General features: G+C 66.1%; 23 protein-coding genes. 15 read left to right on the forward strand and 8 right to left on the reverse strand.

Going from position 1 to position 20,000, the window contains the following annotated elements:
- Positions 1-39: 39 nt before the first annotated feature.
- Positions 40-624 (reverse strand): TetR/AcrR family transcriptional regulator, encoded by a 585-nt coding sequence (locus ACP16H_RS08425; protein ID WP_425071838.1) that lies wholly within the window; start codon positions 622-624, stop codon positions 40-42.
- Between the two features lie 179 nt (positions 625-803).
- Here ACP16H_RS08425 and ACP16H_RS08430 point away from each other — a divergent pair, with 179 nt between their 5' ends.
- The 7 genes from ACP16H_RS08430 to ACP16H_RS08460 all read left to right on the forward strand — a co-directional run bounded on the left by ACP16H_RS08430 (position 804) and on the right by ACP16H_RS08460 (position 5,466).
- Positions 804-1,352 (forward strand): carboxymuconolactone decarboxylase family protein, encoded by a 549-nt coding sequence (locus tag ACP16H_RS08430; RefSeq protein ID WP_425071839.1) that lies wholly within the window; start codon positions 804-806, stop codon positions 1,350-1,352.
- Between the two features lie 89 nt (positions 1,353-1,441).
- Complete coding sequence (locus ACP16H_RS08435; protein ID WP_425071840.1) at positions 1,442-1,906, forward strand: DUF1348 family protein; 465 nt, start codon at positions 1,442-1,444, stop codon at positions 1,904-1,906.
- A gap of 9 nt (positions 1,907-1,915) precedes the next feature.
- Positions 1,916-2,455 (forward strand): pyridoxamine 5'-phosphate oxidase family protein, encoded by a 540-nt coding sequence (locus ACP16H_RS08440; protein ID WP_425071841.1) that lies wholly within the window; start codon positions 1,916-1,918, stop codon positions 2,453-2,455.
- A gap of 70 nt (positions 2,456-2,525) precedes the next feature.
- Positions 2,526-3,608, forward strand: a complete 1,083-nt coding sequence (locus ACP16H_RS08445; RefSeq protein ID WP_425071842.1) for an AraC family transcriptional regulator ligand-binding domain-containing protein — start codon at positions 2,526-2,528, stop codon at positions 3,606-3,608.
- A gap of 90 nt (positions 3,609-3,698) precedes the next feature.
- Positions 3,699-3,986: a hypothetical protein gene (locus tag ACP16H_RS08450; protein ID WP_425071843.1), complete on the forward strand. Its 288-nt coding sequence runs from the start codon at positions 3,699-3,701 to the stop codon at positions 3,984-3,986.
- 119 nt (positions 3,987-4,105) lie between these two features.
- Positions 4,106-4,951, forward strand: a complete 846-nt coding sequence (locus tag ACP16H_RS08455) for a cysteine hydrolase (RefSeq protein ID WP_425071844.1) — start codon at positions 4,106-4,108, stop codon at positions 4,949-4,951.
- Between the two features lie 41 nt (positions 4,952-4,992).
- Positions 4,993-5,466 carry a YHS domain-containing (seleno)protein gene (locus ACP16H_RS08460; protein WP_425071845.1) on the forward strand — a complete coding sequence of 158 codons (474 nt, stop codon included), beginning with the start codon at positions 4,993-4,995 and terminating at the stop codon, positions 5,464-5,466.
- Positions 5,467-5,525: 59 nt separating this feature from the next.
- Here ACP16H_RS08460 and ACP16H_RS08465 read toward each other — a convergent pair whose 3' ends face one another.
- Positions 5,526-6,281: a class I SAM-dependent methyltransferase gene (locus tag ACP16H_RS08465; RefSeq protein WP_425071846.1), complete on the reverse strand. Its 756-nt coding sequence runs from the start codon at positions 6,279-6,281 to the stop codon at positions 5,526-5,528.
- Between the two features lie 122 nt (positions 6,282-6,403).
- Here ACP16H_RS08465 and ACP16H_RS08470 point away from each other — a divergent pair, with 122 nt between their 5' ends.
- Genes ACP16H_RS08470 through ACP16H_RS08480 form a run of 3 tightly spaced genes read left to right on the forward strand, consistent with a single transcriptional unit; the run spans position 6,404 to position 9,405 of the window.
- Positions 6,404-7,537, forward strand: coding sequence for an ABC transporter substrate-binding protein (locus ACP16H_RS08470; RefSeq protein WP_425071847.1), 1,134 nt, complete (start codon positions 6,404-6,406; stop codon positions 7,535-7,537).
- Positions 7,538-7,582: 45 nt separating this feature from the next.
- Positions 7,583-8,647: a FecCD family ABC transporter permease gene (locus tag ACP16H_RS08475; RefSeq protein WP_425071848.1), complete on the forward strand. Its 1,065-nt coding sequence runs from the start codon at positions 7,583-7,585 to the stop codon at positions 8,645-8,647.
- Positions 8,641-9,405, forward strand: a complete 765-nt coding sequence (locus tag ACP16H_RS08480) for an ABC transporter ATP-binding protein (protein ID WP_425071849.1) — start codon at positions 8,641-8,643, stop codon at positions 9,403-9,405. The genes ACP16H_RS08475 and ACP16H_RS08480 overlap by 7 nt, the downstream gene beginning before the upstream one ends.
- A gap of 4 nt (positions 9,406-9,409) precedes the next feature.
- Here ACP16H_RS08480 and ACP16H_RS08485 read toward each other — a convergent pair whose 3' ends face one another.
- The gene (locus ACP16H_RS08485) at positions 9,410-10,378 is read right to left on the reverse strand and encodes a threonine ammonia-lyase (protein ID WP_425071850.1); all 969 of its coding nucleotides are present in this window, start codon (positions 10,376-10,378) and stop codon (positions 9,410-9,412) included.
- Positions 10,379-10,511: 133 nt separating this feature from the next.
- Between ACP16H_RS08485 and ACP16H_RS08490 the strand changes: the two genes are divergently transcribed.
- From ACP16H_RS08490 to rpsO, 3 genes are all read left to right on the forward strand, one after another.
- Complete coding sequence (locus ACP16H_RS08490) at positions 10,512-11,027, forward strand: DUF1643 domain-containing protein (RefSeq protein ID WP_425071851.1); 516 nt, start codon at positions 10,512-10,514, stop codon at positions 11,025-11,027.
- A 94-nt stretch (positions 11,028-11,121) separates the two neighbouring features.
- Positions 11,122-12,273, forward strand: a complete 1,152-nt coding sequence (locus tag ACP16H_RS08495; protein WP_425071852.1) for a calcium-binding protein — start codon at positions 11,122-11,124, stop codon at positions 12,271-12,273.
- 508 nt (positions 12,274-12,781) lie between these two features.
- Complete coding sequence (rpsO, locus tag ACP16H_RS08500; RefSeq protein WP_425071853.1) at positions 12,782-13,051, forward strand: 30S ribosomal protein S15; 270 nt, start codon at positions 12,782-12,784, stop codon at positions 13,049-13,051.
- A gap of 159 nt (positions 13,052-13,210) precedes the next feature.
- Here the strand turns inward: rpsO and ACP16H_RS08505 are convergent, their stop codons facing one another.
- The 4 genes from ACP16H_RS08505 to ACP16H_RS08520 form a co-directional block, all read right to left on the reverse strand.
- Positions 13,211-13,831, reverse strand: a complete 621-nt coding sequence (locus ACP16H_RS08505) for a glutathione S-transferase family protein (protein WP_425071854.1) — start codon at positions 13,829-13,831, stop codon at positions 13,211-13,213.
- 147 nt (positions 13,832-13,978) lie between these two features.
- On the reverse strand, positions 13,979-15,235 hold the full coding sequence (locus tag ACP16H_RS08510; protein WP_425071855.1) for a cation:proton antiporter: 1,257 nt from the start codon (positions 15,233-15,235) through the stop codon (positions 13,979-13,981).
- Positions 15,236-15,325: 90 nt separating this feature from the next.
- Complete coding sequence (locus ACP16H_RS08515; protein WP_425071856.1) at positions 15,326-16,018, reverse strand: nitroreductase family protein; 693 nt, start codon at positions 16,016-16,018, stop codon at positions 15,326-15,328.
- Positions 16,019-16,135: 117 nt separating this feature from the next.
- Positions 16,136-16,357 carry an N-(5'-phosphoribosyl)anthranilate isomerase gene (locus ACP16H_RS08520; RefSeq protein ID WP_425071857.1) on the reverse strand — a complete coding sequence of 74 codons (222 nt, stop codon included), beginning with the start codon at positions 16,355-16,357 and terminating at the stop codon, positions 16,136-16,138.
- Between the two features lie 216 nt (positions 16,358-16,573).
- On the opposite strand from ACP16H_RS08520, the gene pnp reads away from it, so the two are divergent.
- Positions 16,574-18,712 carry a polyribonucleotide nucleotidyltransferase gene (gene pnp, locus ACP16H_RS08525; RefSeq protein WP_425071858.1) on the forward strand — a complete coding sequence of 713 codons (2,139 nt, stop codon included), beginning with the start codon at positions 16,574-16,576 and terminating at the stop codon, positions 18,710-18,712.
- Between the two features lie 55 nt (positions 18,713-18,767).
- On the opposite strand, the gene ACP16H_RS08530 is transcribed toward pnp, so the two are convergent.
- Positions 18,768-19,247: a VOC family protein gene (locus ACP16H_RS08530; protein WP_425071859.1), complete on the reverse strand. Its 480-nt coding sequence runs from the start codon at positions 19,245-19,247 to the stop codon at positions 18,768-18,770.
- A gap of 282 nt (positions 19,248-19,529) precedes the next feature.
- On the opposite strand from ACP16H_RS08530, the gene ACP16H_RS08535 reads away from it, so the two are divergent.
- Positions 19,530-19,883, forward strand: a complete 354-nt coding sequence (locus tag ACP16H_RS08535; RefSeq protein WP_425071860.1) for a YigZ family protein — start codon at positions 19,530-19,532, stop codon at positions 19,881-19,883.
- Positions 19,884-20,000 lie beyond the last annotated feature (117 nt).

Consider the following 20,000-nt stretch of genomic DNA (forward strand, 5'->3'; position numbering starts at 1 on the left):
CGGGCACGCTTGGGGCTGTCTGTGCCGCGGGGCGTGCCGTCAGCCTGACGGCGTTTCGGCGGCGATCAGCGCGCGGGCCATCTGTTTTGCCAGACGTGCCGCTTCGGGCATGCCGCGCACATGGGCCGTGGCGATGGCGCCTTCTTTGAGCAGGGCGAGTTGTTCGGCCATGTCGGCGGGGGCGGGCAGACCTGCCTCGGTGCAGAGTTTGGTCAGGTAGTCGACGATGCGCGTCTTGTGCTCTGCCGCGAGGCGATGTGCGGGATGGTCATGGTCGGAAAACTCGCTGGCCGCATTGATGAAGGCACAGCCCGAGAAGCCGAGACCGGCGAAGGCCTTGCCGTGAAACCAGGTTTCGAGGGCGTCGAACATCGCCAGAAGCCGCTCGACCGGGTCGGTCGCGGCCTTTTCCATTTCGGTCATCAGCCAGTTGCGGAACCGCTCGTCGCGCAGTTGCAGGGCGGCGAGGATCAGTTCGTCCTTGGACCGGAAATGTTTGTAGAGGGTCATCTTGGCGACCCCTGATTCGGCAAGCACCTTGTCGATCCCGGTGGCGTGGAAGCCGTTTCGGTAAAAAAGTTCCAGCGCGGTTTCGACCAGATGGTCGCGGCGGGACTTGGCCATGAGATCCCCGATATATCAGACAGTTCTGTCTATTTGTGACGCGGTTCGGCCAGTCTGGCAAGGATCAACCGAAGCGCTGTGCAGGTCACATGCCGGTGATGGGGGTTTGACAAATATACAGACCTGTCTGTTCTATAGGGGGCGCAACAGGCGCAGACCTTTATCTCAGGAGAGACCTCATGACCCGCATTCCCCTTCCCAAGACCATCGACGATGCCCCGATTGCAGCCCGCCCGGCGCTGGAGGCCGTCAAGGCGTCGCTTGGGTCTGTGCCGAACCTGTTTCGGCTGACCGCGAACAGCCCCGCCGCGCTGTCGGGCTACCTTGAACTGAGCGGCGCGCTGGGGAAGGGCGAGCTGCCCGCAGCCACGCGCGAGCGCATCGCGCTGGCGGTCGCGGAACGCAACGGCTGTGATTACTGCCTGTCGGCGCACAGCTACATCGGCAAGGCCATGGCCAAGCTGGACGAGGCCGAGATCGCGGCCAACCGCCGGGGCGGGTCGACCGATCCCAAGGCGGACGCGGCGGTGCGCTTTGCGGTCCGGCTGGTCGAGGCCCGTGGCGGCGTGAGCGAGGCGGATGTCGAGGCGGTCCGCCGCGCCGGGTACAGCGATGCGCAACTGGTCGAGATCGTGGCCCATGTCGCGCTGAACACGCTGACCAACTACCTCAACGAAGCCTTTGGCACGCCGATCGACTTCCCCGTCGTGTCGCGCAGCGCCGCGTAAGCCCTCCCCCCGGGGCGTCCCGGTTTCCTCCCGGCCCTTGTGTCGCCGGGGCGCCCGCCTTGCCGCCAGACCTGACCAAGGAACAGTCCATGACCCGTCCGCCGCTTCCTCCCTTTGATGCCGAAAGTGCTGCCCGCAAGGTGCGCCTTGCCGAAGACGCCTGGAACGGGCGCCAGCCCGAACAGGTGGCTGCCGCCTATACGCCCGACAGCCAGTGGCGCAACCGCGCCGAGCGGTTCGCGGGGCGGGTGGAGATTGTCGATTTCCTGACCCGGAAATGGCAGCGCGAACACGATTACCGCCTGATGAAGGAGCTTTGGGCACAGGACGGCAACCGCATCGCCGTGCGCTTTGCCTACGAGTACCGCGACGACAGCGGGCAGTGGTTTCGCGCCTATGGCAACGAGAATTGGGAGTTCGCCGCAGACGGGCGGATGACGCGCCGGATTGCCTCGATCAACGATCTGGCGATTTCGGCGCAGGACCGGCTGTTCCACTGGCCGCAGGGGCCGCGTCCGGCGGATCACCCCGGCCTGACCGACCTTGGTTTGTGAGGAAAGATCATGCCCAACGCATATGCAAAGATCGCCTTTACCGCCGCCGTCCGTGCCGAACAAAGGCGCATGGGGTCGGCCAACCTGTATGAGGGCACGCTGGCGGAGGATCGTCAGGACGGGGCCGAGCTGGGTCCGCGCGAGGCGGCCTTTCTGGCGGCGCGCGATGGCATGTTCCAGGGCACGGTGTCCGAGGACGGCTGGCCCTATGTCCAGTTTCGCGGCGGGGCTCCGGGCTTTTTGCAGGTGCTGGACGCAAAGACCGTGGCCTATGCGGATTACACTGGGAATCGCCAGTACATCAGCACGGGGAACCTGCGTGGAAACGACCGGATGTCGATCCTTGCCATTGATTTCGTGCATGCGCGGCGGCTGAAACTGCTGGGGCGGGCGCGCCTGAGCGAAGACAGCGCGCTGATCGCGCGGTTGCAGGGGGACGGGCCTATGGCCGAGCGTGCGGTGGTGATCCATGTCGAGGGCTTCGACTGGAACTGCCCCAGGCACATCCCGCGCCGCCTGACCGAGGCGGAGTATCGCGCCCTGCTGTGACGCGGGGGTTTGCCGCCTCTGGCTCCCGGAGGCGGTTTTTCTTTATTCCCAATCTATTACGGAGCCTGCCATGCCCACCGTGACTGCTGTTTTCGTTGAGGCCCTGACCAAGACTGTCGGCTTGAGAGTGACCCCGGACGGGACGGTCCTGTCCGATGACATTCCCGTCCTGCGCCTGTCGCCGCAGCCGGACGGGCGGCTGGGGGATCAGGGGTTCTTTGACCTGCTCGACTGGATCGAGGCGCGCCATTGCGACCGCGTGGCCCTTGTCGCGGCCTATGCCGAGACGATCCGGATGGATGATCTGGGCGTGCTGGGGCTGGCGCTGAAGACCGCGCCGACGCTGCGGGCCTCGCTGGTCAGGCTGGCGCGGTACTTTCGCCTGCTGACCGACACGGCGGCCTATGTGCTGGACGAGACGGGGCCGGAGGCTCGGGTCGTGCTGAGGATCTGCACCGGGGCGCATCCCGCCCTGTCGCTGCGCAACGAATGCGCGCTGGCGGGGCTGATCCGCAACGTGCGGGATTTTGTCGACGGGGCCTTTGCGCCCGAGAGGGTGACGTTCCGCCATGCCTGCCGCTGTGATCCGGCGCGGTATGCGGCGCTGTTCGGCTGCCCGGTGGTCTTTGGCGCGGCGGAGGATGCGGTCATCCTGTCCGAACGGGCGCTGGCGCTGCCGAACCGGCTGGGCGACGCGGCGCTGTCGCGGTTCCTCACGCAGCAGCTGGAGGCGGAGATCGGATCGCTGAGCCAGGAGGGCGCCTTGCGCGAGGCGCTTGGCCGTCGGTTGGCGACAGCGCTGAGCACCGGCGTGCCGCAGGCGGGCGTGCTGGCGCGCGAGATGGGGATGAGCGAGCGGACGTTCTTTCGCCGCCTGTCCGAGGAGGGCACGACCTTTCGCGACGTGGTGCGCGAGGTCCAGATCCGGCTGGCGCGCGAGCTGTTGGAGCGGGGCGATTGCAGCATCGCGGAGGTGGCCTTTCTGACCGGGTTTGCCGAGCAGAGCAGCTTTGGCCGGGCGTTCAAGCGCTGGGTCGGGCAGGCCCCGGCGCAGTATCGCAGCGCCGCCGCACAGCCGCCGAGAAGGATGTTGGCAGGGGCGGTCGAAAGGCTGGCAGGCCCTGTCGATACGGGGGCGGAGGCCCTGGCGTAAGTTGGTTTCAACACCACGGGGTTGTCCCCCGCCACCGACACGAAGCCCGGGAGACGCCCGGAGCAAACCCAGACCGGAAAGGACAAAGCCATGGCCAGTGCCGCCGACCCCCTCCGCCCGTTGCCCGCGTCTGCGGGTGTCTGGCGTCACCCGATCCGCAAGCCGCGACGCCTTGAGGCGGCGCGGGAGATGATCCAGCTGCTGGCTGCCGCCATTGCCGGGGCCCTGATCGCAGGCGCGCTGGCCACGGCGATCCTGCTGCCCGGCCCGGTGCGTGCCGAGGGCCTGGGCGACCGTCGCCCGGTGGCGCGGCCTGCGCTGCTGATGATGCCGCCGCCCGTCTGCGCCTGCATCCTGCCGGACGCCGACGAGGACTGACTTTCCCTGACCGAACCGGACCACCGCGACGCGGCGCGCCAGCGCCCGCGCAGGGCGGCGCTGTGCCCTGACGGTGCCGCAACGAAACCCACCCCGCTCGACCACAAAGGAGATAGAGCATGACACACCACGACCACGACACCTGCGGCTGCGATGCCACGCCCGAACGGGTGGACCTTGCCCGGCGTCGCCTGCTGGCCGGGGCCGCCGCGACCGGCTTCACAGCATTGGGCGGCGCGGCCCATGCCGCCACGCCCGAGGCGATGACCGCCTATGCCGACCCGCAAACGCCGGGCCTGCCGCAGGTCGACATGGAGATCACGCCGGGCCGGACCGCTCTGGTGGTCACCGATCCGCAGATCGACTTTCTGTCCGAGGACGGCGTGACCTGGGGTGTCGTCGGCGAAAGCGTCACCGAGCAGGGGACCGTCGACAACATCGAGCGCCTGTTCGCTGCCGCCAAGGCTGCCGGGATGCCGGTCTTCATCTCGCCGCACTATTACTATCCGCATGACCACAAGTGGCACTTCGAAGGCACGCTGGAGAAGACCATGCACAGCATCGGCATGTTCGACCGGCCCGATGCGCTGTCGCTGGACGGTTTCGAAGGCTCGGGCGCCGACTGGATGCCGCAGTACAAGCGTTACATCGAGGATGGCGAGACCATCGTCTGTTCGCCGCACAAGGTCTATGGCCCGGCGCAGAACGACCTGAACCTGCAACTGCGCAAGCGCGGCATCGACAAGGTCATCCTTGCGGGCATGTCCGCCAATCTCTGCACTCAGGCGCATCTCTATGAGCTGCTGGAGCTGGGCTACGAGGTCGCCGTAGTGCGGGACGCCACCGCCGGGGCCAAGGTGCCCGAAGGCGACGGCTACCTCGCAGCCCTCATCAATTTCCGCATGGTTGCCAATGGCTTGTGGTGGACGGACGACGCCGTCACCCGCATCGCCCAGGGCGCCTGAATTCCCCATTACCCCCCCAACCCTGTGAAAGGACCAAGACCATGAAACTGACTGCTTTGCTTGCCGCCACCCTGATCGCTGTTGCGCCCGCCGCCTTTGCCGCCGACGAGGTGAATGTCTCGAACGGGCTGACCCTGACGGGCAACCCGCTGGGGATGCACGGCTTTGACCCGGTGTCGATGTTCAGATCCGACGCGCCGGTGATCGGTGACGCGCAGTTCACCTCGGCGCATGAGGGCGTGGATTACTATTTCGCCACCGCCGAGGCCAAGGCGGCGTTTGATGCTGACCCGGCGGGGCTGCTGCCGCAGTTCGGCGGCTTCTGCGCCTTTGGTGTCTACGTCGGCAAGAAGCTGGACGGGGACGTGCGCTTTGCCGACATCGTGGACGGCAAGCTGTACCTGTTCGTGAACCAGTCGATCTTTGACAAGTACCTGGAGGACAAGCAGACCGTGATCGACGGGGCCTTTGCCAAGTGGCCGGAGATCGAGGCGACGCCGGTCGGCGACCTCTGAGGGCATCGAATGGGCCGCGAGATATGTCGCGGCCCGTTTTTTCGGTTTTGGTGATCCGGTTATCCGGCGTGTTTCGTGGCCCGGATCGCGTAGCGGTGTTCGCATCGCCGCAGCAGGGATTTGCGCCAGCCCAGATCGGCGGCCTGCGCGCGGTGGATCCGGCCAAGGCGGCTGTCGATCCGCAGATCGGAAAACCCTGCGGTCTGGAGCAACCCTGCCACCGCTTCGGCGCGCGCGCCGTTCGAGAAATGCACGCGCGAGAGGATTTCGCGGTGGCGGGCCATGTTGCGGTTGCTGACGGGGCGCGCGAAGGGCTTCAACATGCGGGCGAGCCAGGGCTGGGTGACGAAATCGCCATCGACCAGCAGCAGCACGCCCCCCGGCGCCAGCACGCGGTGCCATTCCGCAAAGGCCGCCGCCGGATCGACCAATGTCCAGACGAGGTGCCGGGTGACGATGACGTCCATGCAGCCCGAGGGCAGCATCGTGCGTTCGGCATCGGCCTGAAGGAAGGTGACGTCGGGCAGCTTGGCCCGGGCGCGTTCCAGCATGGGTTCCGCCCAGTCCAGCCCGGTGACATCAAAGCCCAACCCCTTGCACAGCCTTGAAATTTCCCCGGTGCCCGAGGCGAGGTCAAGCAGGCGTCGCCCGCCAGCGTCCCCCAGATGGCGCGCAAAGAGGTCGCGCCAAGCGGCCAGTTCGGCGCCCTCGGCGATCTTGTGGCCGGGGTCGTCGTCGAAGGTCGCGGCGCGGTCGGACCAGTAGTCGCGGATCTCGTCCCGGATGTCCCGGTTGCTTTGGGCCTGTGCGGGCATGGCTCTCTCGTGGTTGCTTGGGGTCGATTTCTATTAGTCGATAATTTTTGTCAACTTATAACTTGACTAAAATAATAGGTTAAAATTATCCCTGCCGCCAGAGACGAAACGAGGATGCGAACATGACCCTTCGACGACTGCTTGGCGCTACGGCGCTGCTGGCCCTGCCGACGCTTGCGCTGGCCGATCCCATCACCGTCACGGATATTGCCGGGCGCGAGGTGACGCTGGACGGCCCGGCGGATCGCGTGATTCTGGGCGAGGGGCGGCAGATCTTCTTTGCCGCGGTGCTGGATGGCGAGAACCCGTTCGAGCGGGTTGTCGGCTGGCGCGATGACCTGCTTCAGGCGGCCCCGGAAAGCTACGCGCTCTATGCCGAGAAATTCCCGCAGATTGGCGACATTCCGACCTTTGGCGGCTTCAAGGACGGCACCTTTGACATCGAGCAGGCGGTGGCGCTGGACCCGGACGTGATGATCCTCAACCTCGAAGCCAAGGCGGCGACGGATGAGGCCGGGTACGAGGAGAAGCTGGCCAAGGTGGGCATCCCCATCGTCTATGTCGACTTCCGCGAGAAGCCGTTCGAGCATACGGCGCAGTCGATGCAGATCATCGGCGCGATGTTCGGCGAAGACGAGCGCGCCGCCGAGTTCAACGCCTTCTACGAGCAGCAGATCGCCCGCGTCACCGATGTGATCGCGGCGCAGCCGGACCTTGAGCGTCCGCTGGTCTTTGTCGAGCGCGCGGGTGGCTATTCCGAGGATTGCTGCATGTCCTTCGGCAACGGCAACTTCGGCACCTTCGTGGAACTGGCGGGCGGCGAGAACATGGCCAAGCCCTTCATTCCCGGCACCTTCGGCACGATCAACGCCGAGCAGGTGATCGCCTCGGACCCCGATCAGATCGTGGTGACGGGCGGCAACTGGGAGGCCTATGTGCCCGGCGGCGCATGGATCGGTGTTGGGCCGGGGGCTGACGAGGCAGAGGCGCGCGCCAAGCTGGCGGCGCTGATGGAACGCCCCGGCTTCACCGGCGTGAAAGCCGTCGAAGAGGGCAAGGTCCACGCGATCTGGCACCAGTTCTACAACAACCCCTACAGCTTTGTCGCGGTGCAGCAGTTGGCCAAGTGGCTGCATCCCGATCTCTTCGCGGACCTCGACCCCGAGGCGACGCTGCAAGAGCTGCACGCGCGGTTCCTGCCGGTGGTTTACCACCCCGGTTACTGGGTTTCGCTGGACGACGTGGCCACCAACTGACCTGACGGGCGGCCCTTTGGGTCGCCCTCAACACCCGGAGGCCGCATGGCTGTTCTCACCACCAACTCCCCTTCTTCCCACGCCGCAGGGTATCGCGGGATGGTCGCGCGGCGGATCGCGGTCCTGAGCGGGCTGGCGGCGCTGCTTGTGCTGTCGCTGGCGGTCGATGTCTCGCTGGGGCCGGCGCGCTATGCGCTGTCCGATGTGCTGCGCACGATCCTCTTCCCCGGTCAGGCCGATGTGCAGATGCGCGTGGTGATCTGGGACATCCGGATGCCCATGGCGCTTCTGGCGGTCACGGTGGGGGCCAGCCTGTCGCTGGCGGGGGCGCAGATGCAGACGATCCTCGCCAACCCGCTGGCCTCGCCCTTTACGCTGGGGCTGTCCGCCGCCGCCAGCTTTGGTGCGGCGCTGGCCATGGTGCTGGGCGTGGCGCTGTTTCCGGCGGCGATCGGGCTGATGGTGCCGATCAACGCCTTTGCCATGGCGATGGCGGCGTCCTTGCTGATCTTCGGCCTGTCGACCATGCGCGGCGTGACGGTCGAAACCATCGTGCTGCTGGGCATTGCGCTGGTCTTCAGCTTCAACGCGGCGCTGGCGCTGCTGCAATACTTCGCCAGCGAACAGGCGCTGTCGGCGGTGGTCTTCTGGACCATGGGCAGCCTGACAAAGGCGACATGGACCAAGGTGGCCGTCTGCGCAGCGATCCTCGCGATCTGCACGCCGCTGTTCGCGCGGCGCGCCTGGGCGCTGACCGCGATCCGGCTGGGCGAGACGCGCGCCGCGGCCATGGGTGTGCCGGTCAAACGCCTGCGGCTGGAGGCGCTGGTGCTGGTGTCGCTGCTGGCCGCCGTGCCGGTCAGCTTTGTCGGGACCATCGGGTTCATCGGGATCGTCGGGCCGCATGTGGCGCGGCTGCTTCTGGGCGAGGATCAGCGGTTCTTCCTGCCCGGAGCGATGCTGTCGGGGGCGGTGATCCTGTCGGCGACCTCTGTCCTGTCCAAGGCCATCCTGCCCGGCGCGGTGCTGCCCATCGGCATCATCACGGCGCTGGTCGGCGTGCCGTTCTTTGCCGCGCTCATCCTGACGAAGGGACGCAAACCATGGTAAGCCTCGCCCTCGACGGTATCGGCGCGCGTTACGGGCGTCACACGATCCTGACCGATGCCTCGACGCCAGAGATCGCGGGCGGCGTGCTGACCGCGCTGGTGGGCGCCAACGCGGCGGGGAAATCCACGCTGTTCCGCCGGATCGCGGGGCAGCTGCGCGGACCGGGCGCGGTGCGGTTGAACGGTGCCGGAGCAAGCGACCTGCGCTACATGCCGCAGGACACCGGCATGAGTGCCGCGCTGACCGTGTACGAATCCATCATCCTCGCGCTGAAGCAGGATGGCGGCGGATGGCGGCTGTCCGCCGGGGAACTGGCGGCGGTGGACGATGTGCTGCAGAGGTTCGGCGTGGCGCATCTGGCCGAGCGCCAGTTGCCCGAGCTGTCCGGGGGGCAGCGGCAGGCGGTGTCCATCGCCCAGACCCTTGTCACCCGGCCCAAGGTGGTCCTGATGGACGAGCCGACCTCGGCGCTGGACCTCTACCGGCAATACGAGGTGCTGGAGGCGCTGCGTGCATACGCGCAAGAGACCGGCGCGGTGATGATCCTCGCGCTGCATGACCTCAACCAGGTCATGCGGACCTGTACGGCGGTCATGGCGCTGGCGCAGGGGCGTGTCCTTGCGACGGGGCCGACGCTGGAGGTGCTGACGCCTGACATGATCGCGCGGCTTTACGGCATCGACAGCCGCGTCGAACGCTGCTCGCGCGGGTGTCCGATGATGATCGTGGACGGCCCGGCGCGGCTGGCGGCGGAGTAGGGCGTCAGAGCATGTCCAGCGCGCGGGCAAAGACCGCGGCGTCGACATTGCCGCCAGAGATCGTGCAGATCACGGCGTCGCCCCTGAGGTCGTGCCCGTGGAACAGGGCGGCGGCCAGAGCCACGGCGCCACCGGGTTCGGCCACCACCTTGAGATGGCGGAAGGCCATGGCCATGGCGCGCAGGGCGTCTTCTTCGGTCACGACGAGGCCGGGCCCGCAGAGGCGCGACGTGATCGGAAAGGTCAGCACACCCGGTTGCGGCGTGAGGATGGCGTCACACAGCCCGCCTGCCTCCTGCGCGTTGCTCTCGCGCTTGCCGGAGCGCAGCGAGCGGGCCGTGTCGTCGTAGCCTTCGGGCTCGACCGGACGGACGCGCAGGCCGGGGGCATGGGCCTCAAGCGCCAGCGCGATGCCGGCGGTCAGCCCGCCGCCGCCGCAGCAGACGAGGACATCGGCCTCGGCCACGCCTTCGGCGGCGGCCTGTTCGGCGATCTCCAGCCCGCAGGTGCCCTGACCGGCGATGACCTGCGGTTCGTCATAGGGTTTCACGAGGGTCAGGTCGCGGTCCGCGGCGAGGCGGGCGCCGATCTCTTCGCGGCTTTCGGAGGCGCGGTCGTAGGTGATGACCTCTGCGCCAAAGCTGCGGGTGCCCTCGATCTTGGCCTTTGGGGCGTCTGAAGGCATGAGGATGACGGCGGGTGTGCCAAAGAGCTGCGCCGCGCGGGCGACCCCCTGCGCGTGGTTGCCGGAGCTGAAGGCGAGCACGCCCTTTGCGCGGACCTCCGGCGCGAGGGCGGACAGGGCGCTGTAGCCGCCGCGGAACTTGAAGCTGCCGGTGTGTTGCAGGCACTCCGGTTTCACAAGAACGCGGCGGCCTGCGATGGCGTCGAGGGCCGGGGCCGAGAGCAGGGGTGTCCGGCGGGCGATGCCGTTGAGGCGCGCGGCGGCGGCCTCGATCATGTCGATGTTCATGCGTGATGTCCTGTGAGCGTGGCGCGAGGGTGTCGTCGCCACGGGCGGGAGTCAATATACGCTTAGGGGGGAGTCGGGGCACAGCCCCGACCTACGGCTTGTCGGCCGGGTGCCAGGCGGGCAGGGTGGGGGAATGATCGAGAGGGTGACAGAGCAGGACGGCGTGTCGAGTTGGGCGTATTATTCGCCGTGCGAGCGGTATCGCTACGGGTTGCGGCGGGTCTGGGGCGCGGCGCCGGAGGTGCTGTACGTGATGCTCAACCCCTCGACGGCGACGGAGCTGGCGAACGATCCGACGATCGAGCGTTGCCAGCGGCGGGCGGTGGGGCTGGGTTTTGGCGGCATGCGGATCGCCAACCTGTTCGCCTGGCGGGCGACGCGGCCCGAGGATCTGCGGCGGGCAGAGGACCCGGAGGGGCCGGAGAACGCCGCGCTGCTGGCGCGGTGGTGTGGCGAGGCGGAGGTGGTGCTGGCCGCCTGGGGCGTGCATGGTGCGCTGAACGGGCAGGGGGCGCGGGTGGCGCGAGGGATGCGCGGGGATGTGCGGCATCTCGGGCTGACGAAGGCGGGGCATCCGCGTCATCCGCTCTACGTATCTTATGCGGTGCAGCCGGAGCCCTGGCCTGTCGCAGCGCGGTATCCGGGGTGAAAGAGAAGGTTCCTTAACCCGTTTACCGGAAACTCGTTGAAGGGACGCGGGTGATTTGGGATCATCCGGGGCAATAGGTGCAAGGTGCGCAACGATGTTCTTTCTCGCAGGTTTGCTGGGCATGATGGCGCTGGGATCGGTCGTGATTGCCAGCACCGGCGGCGTGGAGGAAGAGGAGGAGTTCGAGGGGATGGTGTCCCCGGACGCGGTGTCCGAGACCGGCGAAACGGCGGTGACGGAGGGGGATCTGCTGGACGGCGCGGCGCTGGCGGATGAGGTGCCCGGCGGGGTGGAGGTTTCGGAAGATCCGGGCGGGATGACTCCGCCGATGAATGTGTCCGAAGTGCCTGACCTGTTGGCCGTGCCGAATGATGATGACCCGATTGATCTGGAAGAGCCCGAGCCGACGTCGCTTTTTGCGCGCATGGGGCTTATCAACCTGATTGGTGATCTCGACGCGGCGGATGCGCAGGTCGGCACCGGGGGGACGGATCTGCTGAACGGGACGGAGGCCGACGACGTGCTGCATGGCGCGGGCGGCGCGGATGTGCTTTGCGGCGGCGAGGGCGATGACTCGGTGTTCGGTGACGCCGGGGACGACACGTTGCATGGCGACGGCGGCGACGACCTGCTGGCAGGCGGCGAAGGGGATGACACGCTGTTTGGCCATCACGGCAATGACAGCCTTGCGGGGGACGACGGTTCCGACGTTCTGATCGGAGGGCTGGGCGACGACCTGATGGACGGCGGGGCGGATGACGATGCGCTGCATGGGCGCGAAGGGGCGGATACGCTGGTCGGCGGCCTGGGCACGGACACCTTGTTCGGGGGCTGGGACAACGACCTGCTGAGCGGTGTGGTGCGTGGTGTCGACGGCGCCGATATGGACGGGCGGGATTTCCTCAACGGCGGCGACGGCGACGACACGATCGGGATCGGTTCGGGCGACGTGGTGCATGGCGGCGAGGGCGCGGATGTGCTGGTGCTGGGCGACTGGATCACCGGGGATGCTTCGGAACTTGTGGATTACGACTCGGGTGAGGATCAGTTGGTCATCGTCTACGACGATGCTGACGGTGCGGGTGAGCCGGAACTGGAAATCCGTGTTTCGGCGACAGACCCGACCGTGACCGAGATCGTGATGGACGGGCAGGTTCTGACCACCATGCCCACAGCGGACGCGCCGGCAATCGAGTCACTGGTGCTGATCGGCGAAAGTGTAGCCGCGCAGATGGCTCTGGCGTGACGTCCCGGCCGGAGTTTCGGTCTGAACCCATGTCTTTCGAGAGTGTTGCTGGACAGCGCCCATGGCTTCGTTCATGCCTTGGAAAGCGCCGCCAATGGCGGGCGGTGATGGTGTCCGGACATCGACGGCGCTGATGAGCCACGGTAGGTCAGCGTGGGTCCACGAAGGAGGACGTTCGAAGCAGCGAGGCTCTACGGGGGCGGGGGCAAAGAGAGGCACGCGGGGAAGTCCGCCGTTACAGGGCGCAAAGACCCTGAACGCGTTGCGCCTGGATTGGTGGCCGCCACGGATGCGGTGCCAGGAAGGCCATCCGTGTCGCCGGGGCGGGCCCTCATTTGCAGGCTGCGACCGTCTGGCCAACCGGGGAAGCGATTTCCGCTTTCCAAACGGGGCGGAATCGCGTATCGGCACCCATCCGTGCGGGGGAGGTCTCTCTCGTGCGCTCCACGGGCCTTGCTGGACGACATCCCGGCTTGTGCCATAACCCTTTGATCTCAAGGAGACCCCGATGTCGATCACCGTAGAAGAAAAGAACCGCCTGATGAAGGAATTCGCAACCAAGGAAGGCGACACCGGTTCGCCGGAAGTCCAGGTTGCCATCCTGACCTCGCGGATCACCACCCTGACCGAGCACTTCAAGACCCACAAGAAGGACAACCACTCCCGTCGTGGTCTTCTGAAGCTCGTTGCTCAGCGCCGCAAGCTGCTGGATTACCTGAAGGGCAAGGACGAGGGCCGTTACCAGGACCTCATCAAGCGCCTCGGCATCCGCCGCTAAGGCAATTCGCGCAGTTATAGCGCGAGGGACAGGAACGCCCGCTCCGAAAGGACGCGGGCGTTTTTCGTTGTGAGAGGGGCGAGGGGGCTCTGCCCCCATCGCTCCTGCGGAGCGATCCCCCCGAGGGTATTTGGAAAACCAAAGAAGGGGGCGGCGGAGTCACTCCACCGTCATGGCGGCCATGGAGGCCTGATCGCGCTGCATGGTGTGTTGCGCGGCGGGACGGGCCTGCATCCGTTGGTGCCAGTCGCGGATGCCCGCGTGGTCGGGCACGAGGTCGGGCATCCAGTTGAAGAGCGAATGCACGATGAGGTCGGCGACGGTGTAGGTCTGGCCGATGAGGTAGGGGTTTTTGTCCAGCGCCTGTGTCAGCCGGGTGACGACCGCCGGCCAGTCGCGGAAGGTGCGGGCGTAGGCGGGGCTGTCGAGCTTGAGATACATGGCGACCACGACGGGCTCGATCACGCCAGCGTAATAGGCCAGCCATTCCAGGCATTTGGCGCGTTCGGGTGTACCTGTCGGCGGCAGAAGGCCCGCTTCGGGGAAGAGCTCGCAGAGATGCTGGGCGATGGCGATGCTTTCGACGATGACGGTGCCGTCGTGGTCGAGGGCGGGGACTTTCTTTTCCGGGTGGGGGTTGGAGGGGTCAGGCGCGCCTGCGCCGCCTTCGCGGGTGATCGTGACCTCGCGGATGGTGACTTTGTCCTGTGCGACGAGGTCTTCGACGAGGGTGACGAGGCGCGAGCTGCGCGACATGGGAGCGTGGTAGAGGGTGAGCATGGGTGATCCTTTCGTAGCCATGTCGTCAGGGTAGCGCGGCGTGCTGACAGTTCCTGGCGGCAGGGGGCGCGCGTCGGGGAGGCGCTGAGGCGCCTGCGGGGCTCTGCCCCGGACCCCGAGGGTATTTGGATCAAGATGAAGGGAATGTCAGACGAGGTCGGGTTCGCGGCCGACCTTGTTTGCCAGCTTGCCGATGGTCAGGCCCTGCACGATGATCGAGAAGACGACGATGACGTAAGTCACTGTCAGGATGGTGGGTTTCCATTCGCTTTCGGGGAGCGACAGGGCGAGGGCGACGGAGATGCCGCCCTTGAGCCCGCCCCATGTCATGATGCGGATGACCCCCGGCGCGAAGTCGGTGAAGGGTTTGAGCGCGATGATCGGCAGGGCGACGGCGGCGAAGCGGCCCGCGAGGCCGAGAGCGATGCAGATCACCCCGGTCAGCAGCACGTCCGCGCCCAGTTGCACGGCGAAGATTTCCACGCCGATGAGCATGAAGAGCACAGCGTTGAGGATCTCGTCCACCAGCACCCAGAACTTGTCGACGTATTCGCGGGTTTCTTCGGACATGCCGTGTTTCGCGCCGATGTCGCCGATCAGGAGGCCCGAGCAGACGGCGGCGATGGGGGCGGAGACGTGCAGCCAGATGGCCAGTTCGTAGCCGCCGAAGGCGAGGGCGAGGGTCATGAGGACTTCGAGCGAGTAGTCGTCGATGTGGCGCATGACGCGGAAGGTGAGCCAGCCGAGGAGGAGGCCGAGGGCCGCGCCGCCGAGGGCCTCTTGGGCGAAGAGTTTCAGGGCATCCATGGCCGGAGAGCCGTGGGCGTCGCCGTGCGCCATGGCGGGGAAGGCGAGGCCGACGAGGACGAGGAAGACCACGTAGCCCACGCCGTCGTTGAACAGGCTTTCGCCTGCGACCTGGGTTTCCAATGATTTCCGCAGGTTGGCTTCCTTGAGGACGCCCATGACGGCGACGGGGTCGGTGGGGGAGATCAGTGCGCCGAAGACGAGGGCGACGAGGATCGGCGCGCCGGTCAGCCAGTGGAAGCCCAGGCCGATGACGGCGGTGGAGATGGCGACGCCCGCCGTGGCCATGAGGAGGACAGTGGGCCAGACGGCCTTGAGATCGCTCAGTTTCACATGCAGCGCGCCGGCGAAGAGCAGGAGGCCGAGCATGCCTTCGAGCAGCGCGTCGGAGAAGTCGATGCCTTGCACCAGCGCGCGCAGGTCATCGGCGAGGGTGAAGGTGGGGATCAGCGCGTCGAGGGCCAGCATCCCCATGGAGGTGGCAAGTGCCACGACGAGGATGCCGATGGCGGAGGGCAGTTTCAGGACGAAGTAGTTGATGACGCCGAAGGTGGCGGCGAGAACGATCAGGAAGGAGGCAATTTGCAGCAGATTCATGGCACTGTCCGAAAAGGGTTTTTCCGGTGTTTACCATGGTTTGCGGGAGGGGCCGCGCAAAACTGCATCGGCGCGGCAATTTTGCCGGGATCAGTCCTTGATGGTGAGGATTTCCGACAGGGGCTTCTTCAGCGTGGCGGCGCGGGGGATGGTGGCATCGGCGGCGGGGTGGCCGCAGGCGAGGATGACGAGGGGTTTCTCGGACTCGGGGCGGCCCAGGGTTTGTGTGAGGAATTTCATCGGGTTGGGCGTGTGGGTCAAGCAGCTGAGGCCGGATTGGTGCAGTGCCGCGATGAGGAACCCCATGGCGATGCCGCAACTTTCGGGAACGTAGTAGTTCTTGTACCGGGTGCCGTCCTCGAACTGGCCGTAGCGCTGGGCGAAGACGACGATGAGCCATGGGGCGTCTTCGAGATGCGGTTTGGAGGGGCCGGTGCCGATGGGTTCCAGCGCCTTGAGCCATTCGTCGGAGGCGGCCCCGTCGTAGAAGCGCGCCTCTTCTTCCTCGGCGGCGGCGCGGATGCGGCGTTTAAGCTCCGGATTGGAGATGGCGACGAAGTGCCAGGGCTGGTGGTTGGCGCCGGAGGGGGCGGTTCCGGCGGTGCGGATGCAGCTTTCGATGATCTCGCGCGGGACGGGGCGGGGGGAGAAGTCGCGCACCGTATGCCGGGTCTGCATGGTGGCCAGGAACAGGTCGGCGGCGTGGCGCATCTGCGCGTCGGTCAGGGAGGGGCGCGCGGGCAGGGGGAGGGCTTCGTAGGTGAGGGTGTCCTTGGTGATCATCTGCGCCTCCGTGGATGGTCCGTGGGATTTTGGTGCAGGATTTCGGGCGTTTGATGCGCTGTCAAGTCGGGGGGCGGGGACGATTTTTCCAAGGAAAAATCGGACGCGCGCAGGTTGTCAGACGATCAGGCGGATCGGCGCGTTCGAGCAGACGACGACGTATTGCGGCCCGCATTCCAGCAGGTGGAAACCGCGGCGACGCACTTCCTCGCAGAAGCGTTCGGTGCCCACTTCCTCTGCCACCCAATGCCGGGAGCGGCGCACCACGCCACCCTTCTGCACCGCCTTGGCCGAGAAGACATCGCGCAATCGGTATTCTGCCTGAACCGGATCGATCATGGCTTTTGATCGCGCGATTCTGCCTAATGTCGGCTTGATCCCGCTGCAACGAAAGCGGGTTTCCAAATGGCTGGATTTCGGGTAAGGCAGCCCCCATCTGAGACGTGACGCTCTGACCCCGGCGCATGGAACGATATAGGGGTCGGCGGCAATGGGGCCGCCATGCAAACGGAGGACCCGAGAGGGCTCGGGAGTGCCTCCAGACAGGATACGCTGATGTTCAAAGAAGTGAAAAAATCTCTCCAGTGGGGCGAAGAGACCCTGACGCTGGAGACCGGCAAGGTTGCGCGCCAGGCTGACGGCACCGTGATCGCCACTCTGGGCGAGACCTCGGTCATGGCGAACGTGACCTTTGCCAAGACGCAGAAGGAAGGGCAGGATTTCTTCCCGCTCACCGTGCATTACCAGGAAAAATACTACGCCGCCGGCAAGATCCCGGGCGGTTTCTTCAAGCGCGAGGCGCGCCCGACCGAGAAGGAGACGCTGACCGCGCGCCTGATCGACCGTCCGATCCGCCCGCTGTTCGTCCCCGGCTTCAAGAACGAAGTGCTGGTGATGTGCACCGTGCTGTCCCATGACCTCGTGAACGACCCCGACATCGTGGCGATGATCGCGGCCTCGGCGGCGCTGACCATCTCCGGCGCGCCGTTCCGTGGCCCGATCGCGGGCTGCCGCGTGGGCTTCGAGGATGGCTCCTACGTGCTGAACCCGACCGTCGACGACATGCACGACCTGCGCAACAACCCCGAGCAGCGGCTCGACCTGGTTGTGGCAGGCACCAAGGATGCCGTCATGATGGTGGAATCCGAGGCCTATGAACTGACCGAAGACGAGATGCTGGGCGCGGTGATGTTCGCGCACGAGCAGATCCAGCCGGTCATCGACCTGATCATCGACCTGGCCGAAGACGCGGCGAAAGAGCCGTTCGAATTCGTCGCACCGGATTACTCGGACCTTTCCGCTGCCGTGAAGGCCGCTGGTGAAGAGAAGATGCGCGCCGCCTACGCGATCACCGACAAGCAGCAGCGCGTTGCTGCCGTCGCTGCCGCCAAGGAAGAGATCAAGGCATCCCTGACCGAGGAGCAGCTGGCAGATTCGAACCTTGGTTCGGCGCTGAAGAAGCTGGAATCGAACGTGATGCGGTCCGACGTGGTCAAGAACTCGCGCCGCATCGACGGCCGTGCGCTGGACCAGGTCCGCGCCATCGTGTCGGAAACCGGCGTCCTGCCGCGCACCCATGGCTCGGCCCTGTTCACTCGTGGCGAGACGCAGGCGCTGGTCGTGACCACGCTGGGCACCGGCGATGACGAGCAGTTCATCGACGCGCTGCACGGCAACTTCAAGTCCAACTTCCTGCTGCACTACAACTTCCCGCCGTACTCGGTTGGCGAGGTTGGCCGCGTGGGTTCGCCGGGTCGCCGTGAAATCGGCCATGGCAAGCTGGCATGGCGCGCGCTTCAGGCGGTTCTGCCGGCGGCGACGGATTTCCCGTACACCATCCGCGTGGTGTCGGAGATCACGGAATCCAACGGCTCGTCCTCGATGGCGTCGGTCTGCGGCGGCTCCCTGTCCATGATGGACGCGGGCGTTCCGCTGAAGGCACCGGTGGCAGGCGTGGCCATGGGTCTCGTGCTGGAAGATGACGGCTCCTACGGCATCCTGACCGACATCCTCGGCGACGAGGATCACCTCGGCGACATGGACTTCAAGGTCGCAGGCACCGAGAACGGCATCACCTCGCTGCAGATGGACATCAAGGTCGCGGGCATCACCCCCGAGATCATGAAGACCGCGCTGGCGCAGGCCAAGGAAGGCCGTCTGCACATCCTCGGCGAGATGTCGAAAGCCATCTCCGAGGCGGGCGCGTTCTCTGAACATGCACCGCGCATCGAGACCATGCAGATCCCGACCGACAAGATCCGTGAAGTCATCGGGTCCGGCGGCAAGGTCATCCGCGAGATCGTCGAGGTCTCCGGTGCCAAGGTCGACATCAACGACGACGGCATCATCAAGATCGCCTCGCCGAACGGTGAAGCCATCCAGAAGGCGTATGACATGATCTACTCGATCGTGGCAGAGCCGGAAGAGGGCCACATCTACAAGGGCAAGGTCGTGAAGATCGTCGATTTCGGCGCCTTCGTGAACTTCTTCGGCAAGCGCGACGGCCTGGTGCACGTGTCCCAGATCGAGAACCGCCGCCTGAACCATCCGTCGGATGTGCTGAAAGAAGGCCAGGAAGTCTACGTGAAGCTTCTGGGCTTCGACGACCGCGGCAAGGTGCGCCTGGCGATGAAGATGGTCGATCAGTCCACCGGCGAAGAGCTGGCCAAGGAAGAGGCCGAGGCAGAGGAATAATCCTCCCTCAAAATGTAACGAACGGGCGGGCCGCAGGGCTCGCCCGTTTCGCGTTTCAGCCCCGGATGGCGGCCTCGATGGTGGCGTGGTCGATCTTGCGCATCTCCATCACGGCGGCAAAGGCACGGGCGGCCACGTCGCCCCCCGCCGCCAGCGCGTCGGTCAGAACGCGCGGTGTGATCTGCCAGTTGATCCCCCAGCGGTCCTTGCACCAGCCACAGGCGCTCTCCTGCCCGCCATGGCCGACGATCCCGTCCCAGTAGCGGTCCGTCTCCTCCTGGGTGTCCGTGGCCACCTGGAAGGAAAAGGATTCATTGTGCGAAAACGGCACCTTGCCGCCGTTCAGCCCGATGCAGGGGATGCCCATGACGGTAAACCCGACCACCAGTTCCTGTCCCGCCGTTCCGCCTGGGAAATCGCCCGGAGCGTAAGAGACTTCGCCCACCGAACTGTCGGGAAAAAGCCCGGCATAGAACCGCGCGGCCTCCAGCGCCTGAGAGTCATACCACAGGCAGACGGTATTTTTGGGTGTCATGAGGTTCCCCGTCAACCACGATAGCGCGATCCTGACGCATCTGCCTGTCTCGGTCAACTTATGTTGATATGCACGTATGTCTGGCTGTGTCGCCACGCCACGCGGGGAAGTTAACCTGGTGTTTACCCGTTATCCGTGACAGTGGACCTGTCAAATACCGCGCATGGGTGCAGCCCCTTGTTGACACTCACGGAACGCTGCGCGGGCCTCGGCGTAATTGCCGGGGCCCGGTTTCAACGTCCCGCATTTGCAACCACGGCAATGCTGCGCTAGGCGGACGGCATGCTCGTGCTGGAAAACATCATCTCCGATCGCGGATCGCGCTACGCGGTGTCCGGTGGCCCCTGCGCCTCCGACGCCGAGGCGCAGGCTTTCCTCAAGGAACTGAAGCGCCGCAAGAAATTCGCCAAGGCCACGCACAACACATGGGCCTGCCTCACGGAGTCCGCGCCACTGAAGAACGATGATGGCGAAAGCGGCGCGGGCATGGTGATCCTGCGCATGCTGGAGCGTGAGGACCTCCGCAACGAGATCGTCGTGGTCACCCGCTGGTACGGCGGCAAGCACCTTGGCGGAGATCGTTTCCGCCACGTGCAGGACGCTGTGCGCCAGTACATCGAGGCGCGTGGTCACTGAACGCGGGCTTGTCTTCATCTTGATGAAAATACCGCGGGGGTGCGGGGGCAGAGCCCCCGTCGGGGGGGGGGCGGCCGGGGCCCGCCCGGGGGCCCGCGGCGCCGCACGCGCGCAACA

The sequence above is a fragment of the Sagittula sp. S175 genome, from assembly GCF_049800975.1.
In the GTDB taxonomy this organism is placed as follows: Bacteria; Pseudomonadota; Alphaproteobacteria; order Rhodobacterales; family Rhodobacteraceae; genus Sagittula.

Excerpts from the sequence above, each read along its gene's own strand:
- ACP16H_RS08425 (WP_425071838.1), bottom strand. The coding sequence starts at position 624 with ATGGCCAAGTCCCGCCGCGACCATCTGGTCGAAACCGCGCTGGAACTT.
- ACP16H_RS08430 (WP_425071839.1), top strand. The coding sequence starts at position 804 with ATGACCCGCATTCCCCTTCCCAAGACCATCGACGATGCCCCGATTGCA.
- ACP16H_RS08435 (WP_425071840.1), top strand. The coding sequence starts at position 1,442 with ATGACCCGTCCGCCGCTTCCTCCCTTTGATGCCGAAAGTGCTGCCCGC.
- ACP16H_RS08440 (WP_425071841.1), top strand. The coding sequence starts at position 1,916 with ATGCCCAACGCATATGCAAAGATCGCCTTTACCGCCGCCGTCCGTGCC.
- ACP16H_RS08445 (WP_425071842.1), top strand. The coding sequence starts at position 2,526 with ATGCCCACCGTGACTGCTGTTTTCGTTGAGGCCCTGACCAAGACTGTC.
- ACP16H_RS08450 (WP_425071843.1), top strand. The coding sequence starts at position 3,699 with ATGGCCAGTGCCGCCGACCCCCTCCGCCCGTTGCCCGCGTCTGCGGGT.
- ACP16H_RS08455 (WP_425071844.1), top strand. The coding sequence starts at position 4,106 with ATGACACACCACGACCACGACACCTGCGGCTGCGATGCCACGCCCGAA.
- ACP16H_RS08460 (WP_425071845.1), top strand. The coding sequence starts at position 4,993 with ATGAAACTGACTGCTTTGCTTGCCGCCACCCTGATCGCTGTTGCGCCC.
- ACP16H_RS08465 (WP_425071846.1), bottom strand. The coding sequence starts at position 6,281 with ATGCCCGCACAGGCCCAAAGCAACCGGGACATCCGGGACGAGATCCGC.
- ACP16H_RS08470 (WP_425071847.1), top strand. The coding sequence starts at position 6,404 with ATGACCCTTCGACGACTGCTTGGCGCTACGGCGCTGCTGGCCCTGCCG.
- ACP16H_RS08475 (WP_425071848.1), top strand. The coding sequence starts at position 7,583 with ATGGCTGTTCTCACCACCAACTCCCCTTCTTCCCACGCCGCAGGGTAT.
- ACP16H_RS08480 (WP_425071849.1), top strand. The coding sequence starts at position 8,641 with ATGGTAAGCCTCGCCCTCGACGGTATCGGCGCGCGTTACGGGCGTCAC.
- ACP16H_RS08485 (WP_425071850.1), bottom strand. The coding sequence starts at position 10,378 with ATGAACATCGACATGATCGAGGCCGCCGCCGCGCGCCTCAACGGCATC.
- ACP16H_RS08490 (WP_425071851.1), top strand. The coding sequence starts at position 10,512 with ATGATCGAGAGGGTGACAGAGCAGGACGGCGTGTCGAGTTGGGCGTAT.
- ACP16H_RS08495 (WP_425071852.1), top strand. The coding sequence starts at position 11,122 with ATGTTCTTTCTCGCAGGTTTGCTGGGCATGATGGCGCTGGGATCGGTC.
- rpsO (WP_425071853.1), top strand. The coding sequence starts at position 12,782 with ATGTCGATCACCGTAGAAGAAAAGAACCGCCTGATGAAGGAATTCGCA.
- ACP16H_RS08505 (WP_425071854.1), bottom strand. The coding sequence starts at position 13,831 with ATGCTCACCCTCTACCACGCTCCCATGTCGCGCAGCTCGCGCCTCGTC.
- ACP16H_RS08510 (WP_425071855.1), bottom strand. The coding sequence starts at position 15,235 with ATGAATCTGCTGCAAATTGCCTCCTTCCTGATCGTTCTCGCCGCCACC.
- ACP16H_RS08515 (WP_425071856.1), bottom strand. The coding sequence starts at position 16,018 with ATGATCACCAAGGACACCCTCACCTACGAAGCCCTCCCCCTGCCCGCG.
- ACP16H_RS08520 (WP_425071857.1), bottom strand. The coding sequence starts at position 16,357 with ATGATCGATCCGGTTCAGGCAGAATACCGATTGCGCGATGTCTTCTCG.
- pnp (WP_425071858.1), top strand. The coding sequence starts at position 16,574 with ATGTTCAAAGAAGTGAAAAAATCTCTCCAGTGGGGCGAAGAGACCCTG.
- ACP16H_RS08530 (WP_425071859.1), bottom strand. The coding sequence starts at position 19,247 with ATGACACCCAAAAATACCGTCTGCCTGTGGTATGACTCTCAGGCGCTG.
- ACP16H_RS08535 (WP_425071860.1), top strand. The coding sequence starts at position 19,530 with ATGCTCGTGCTGGAAAACATCATCTCCGATCGCGGATCGCGCTACGCG.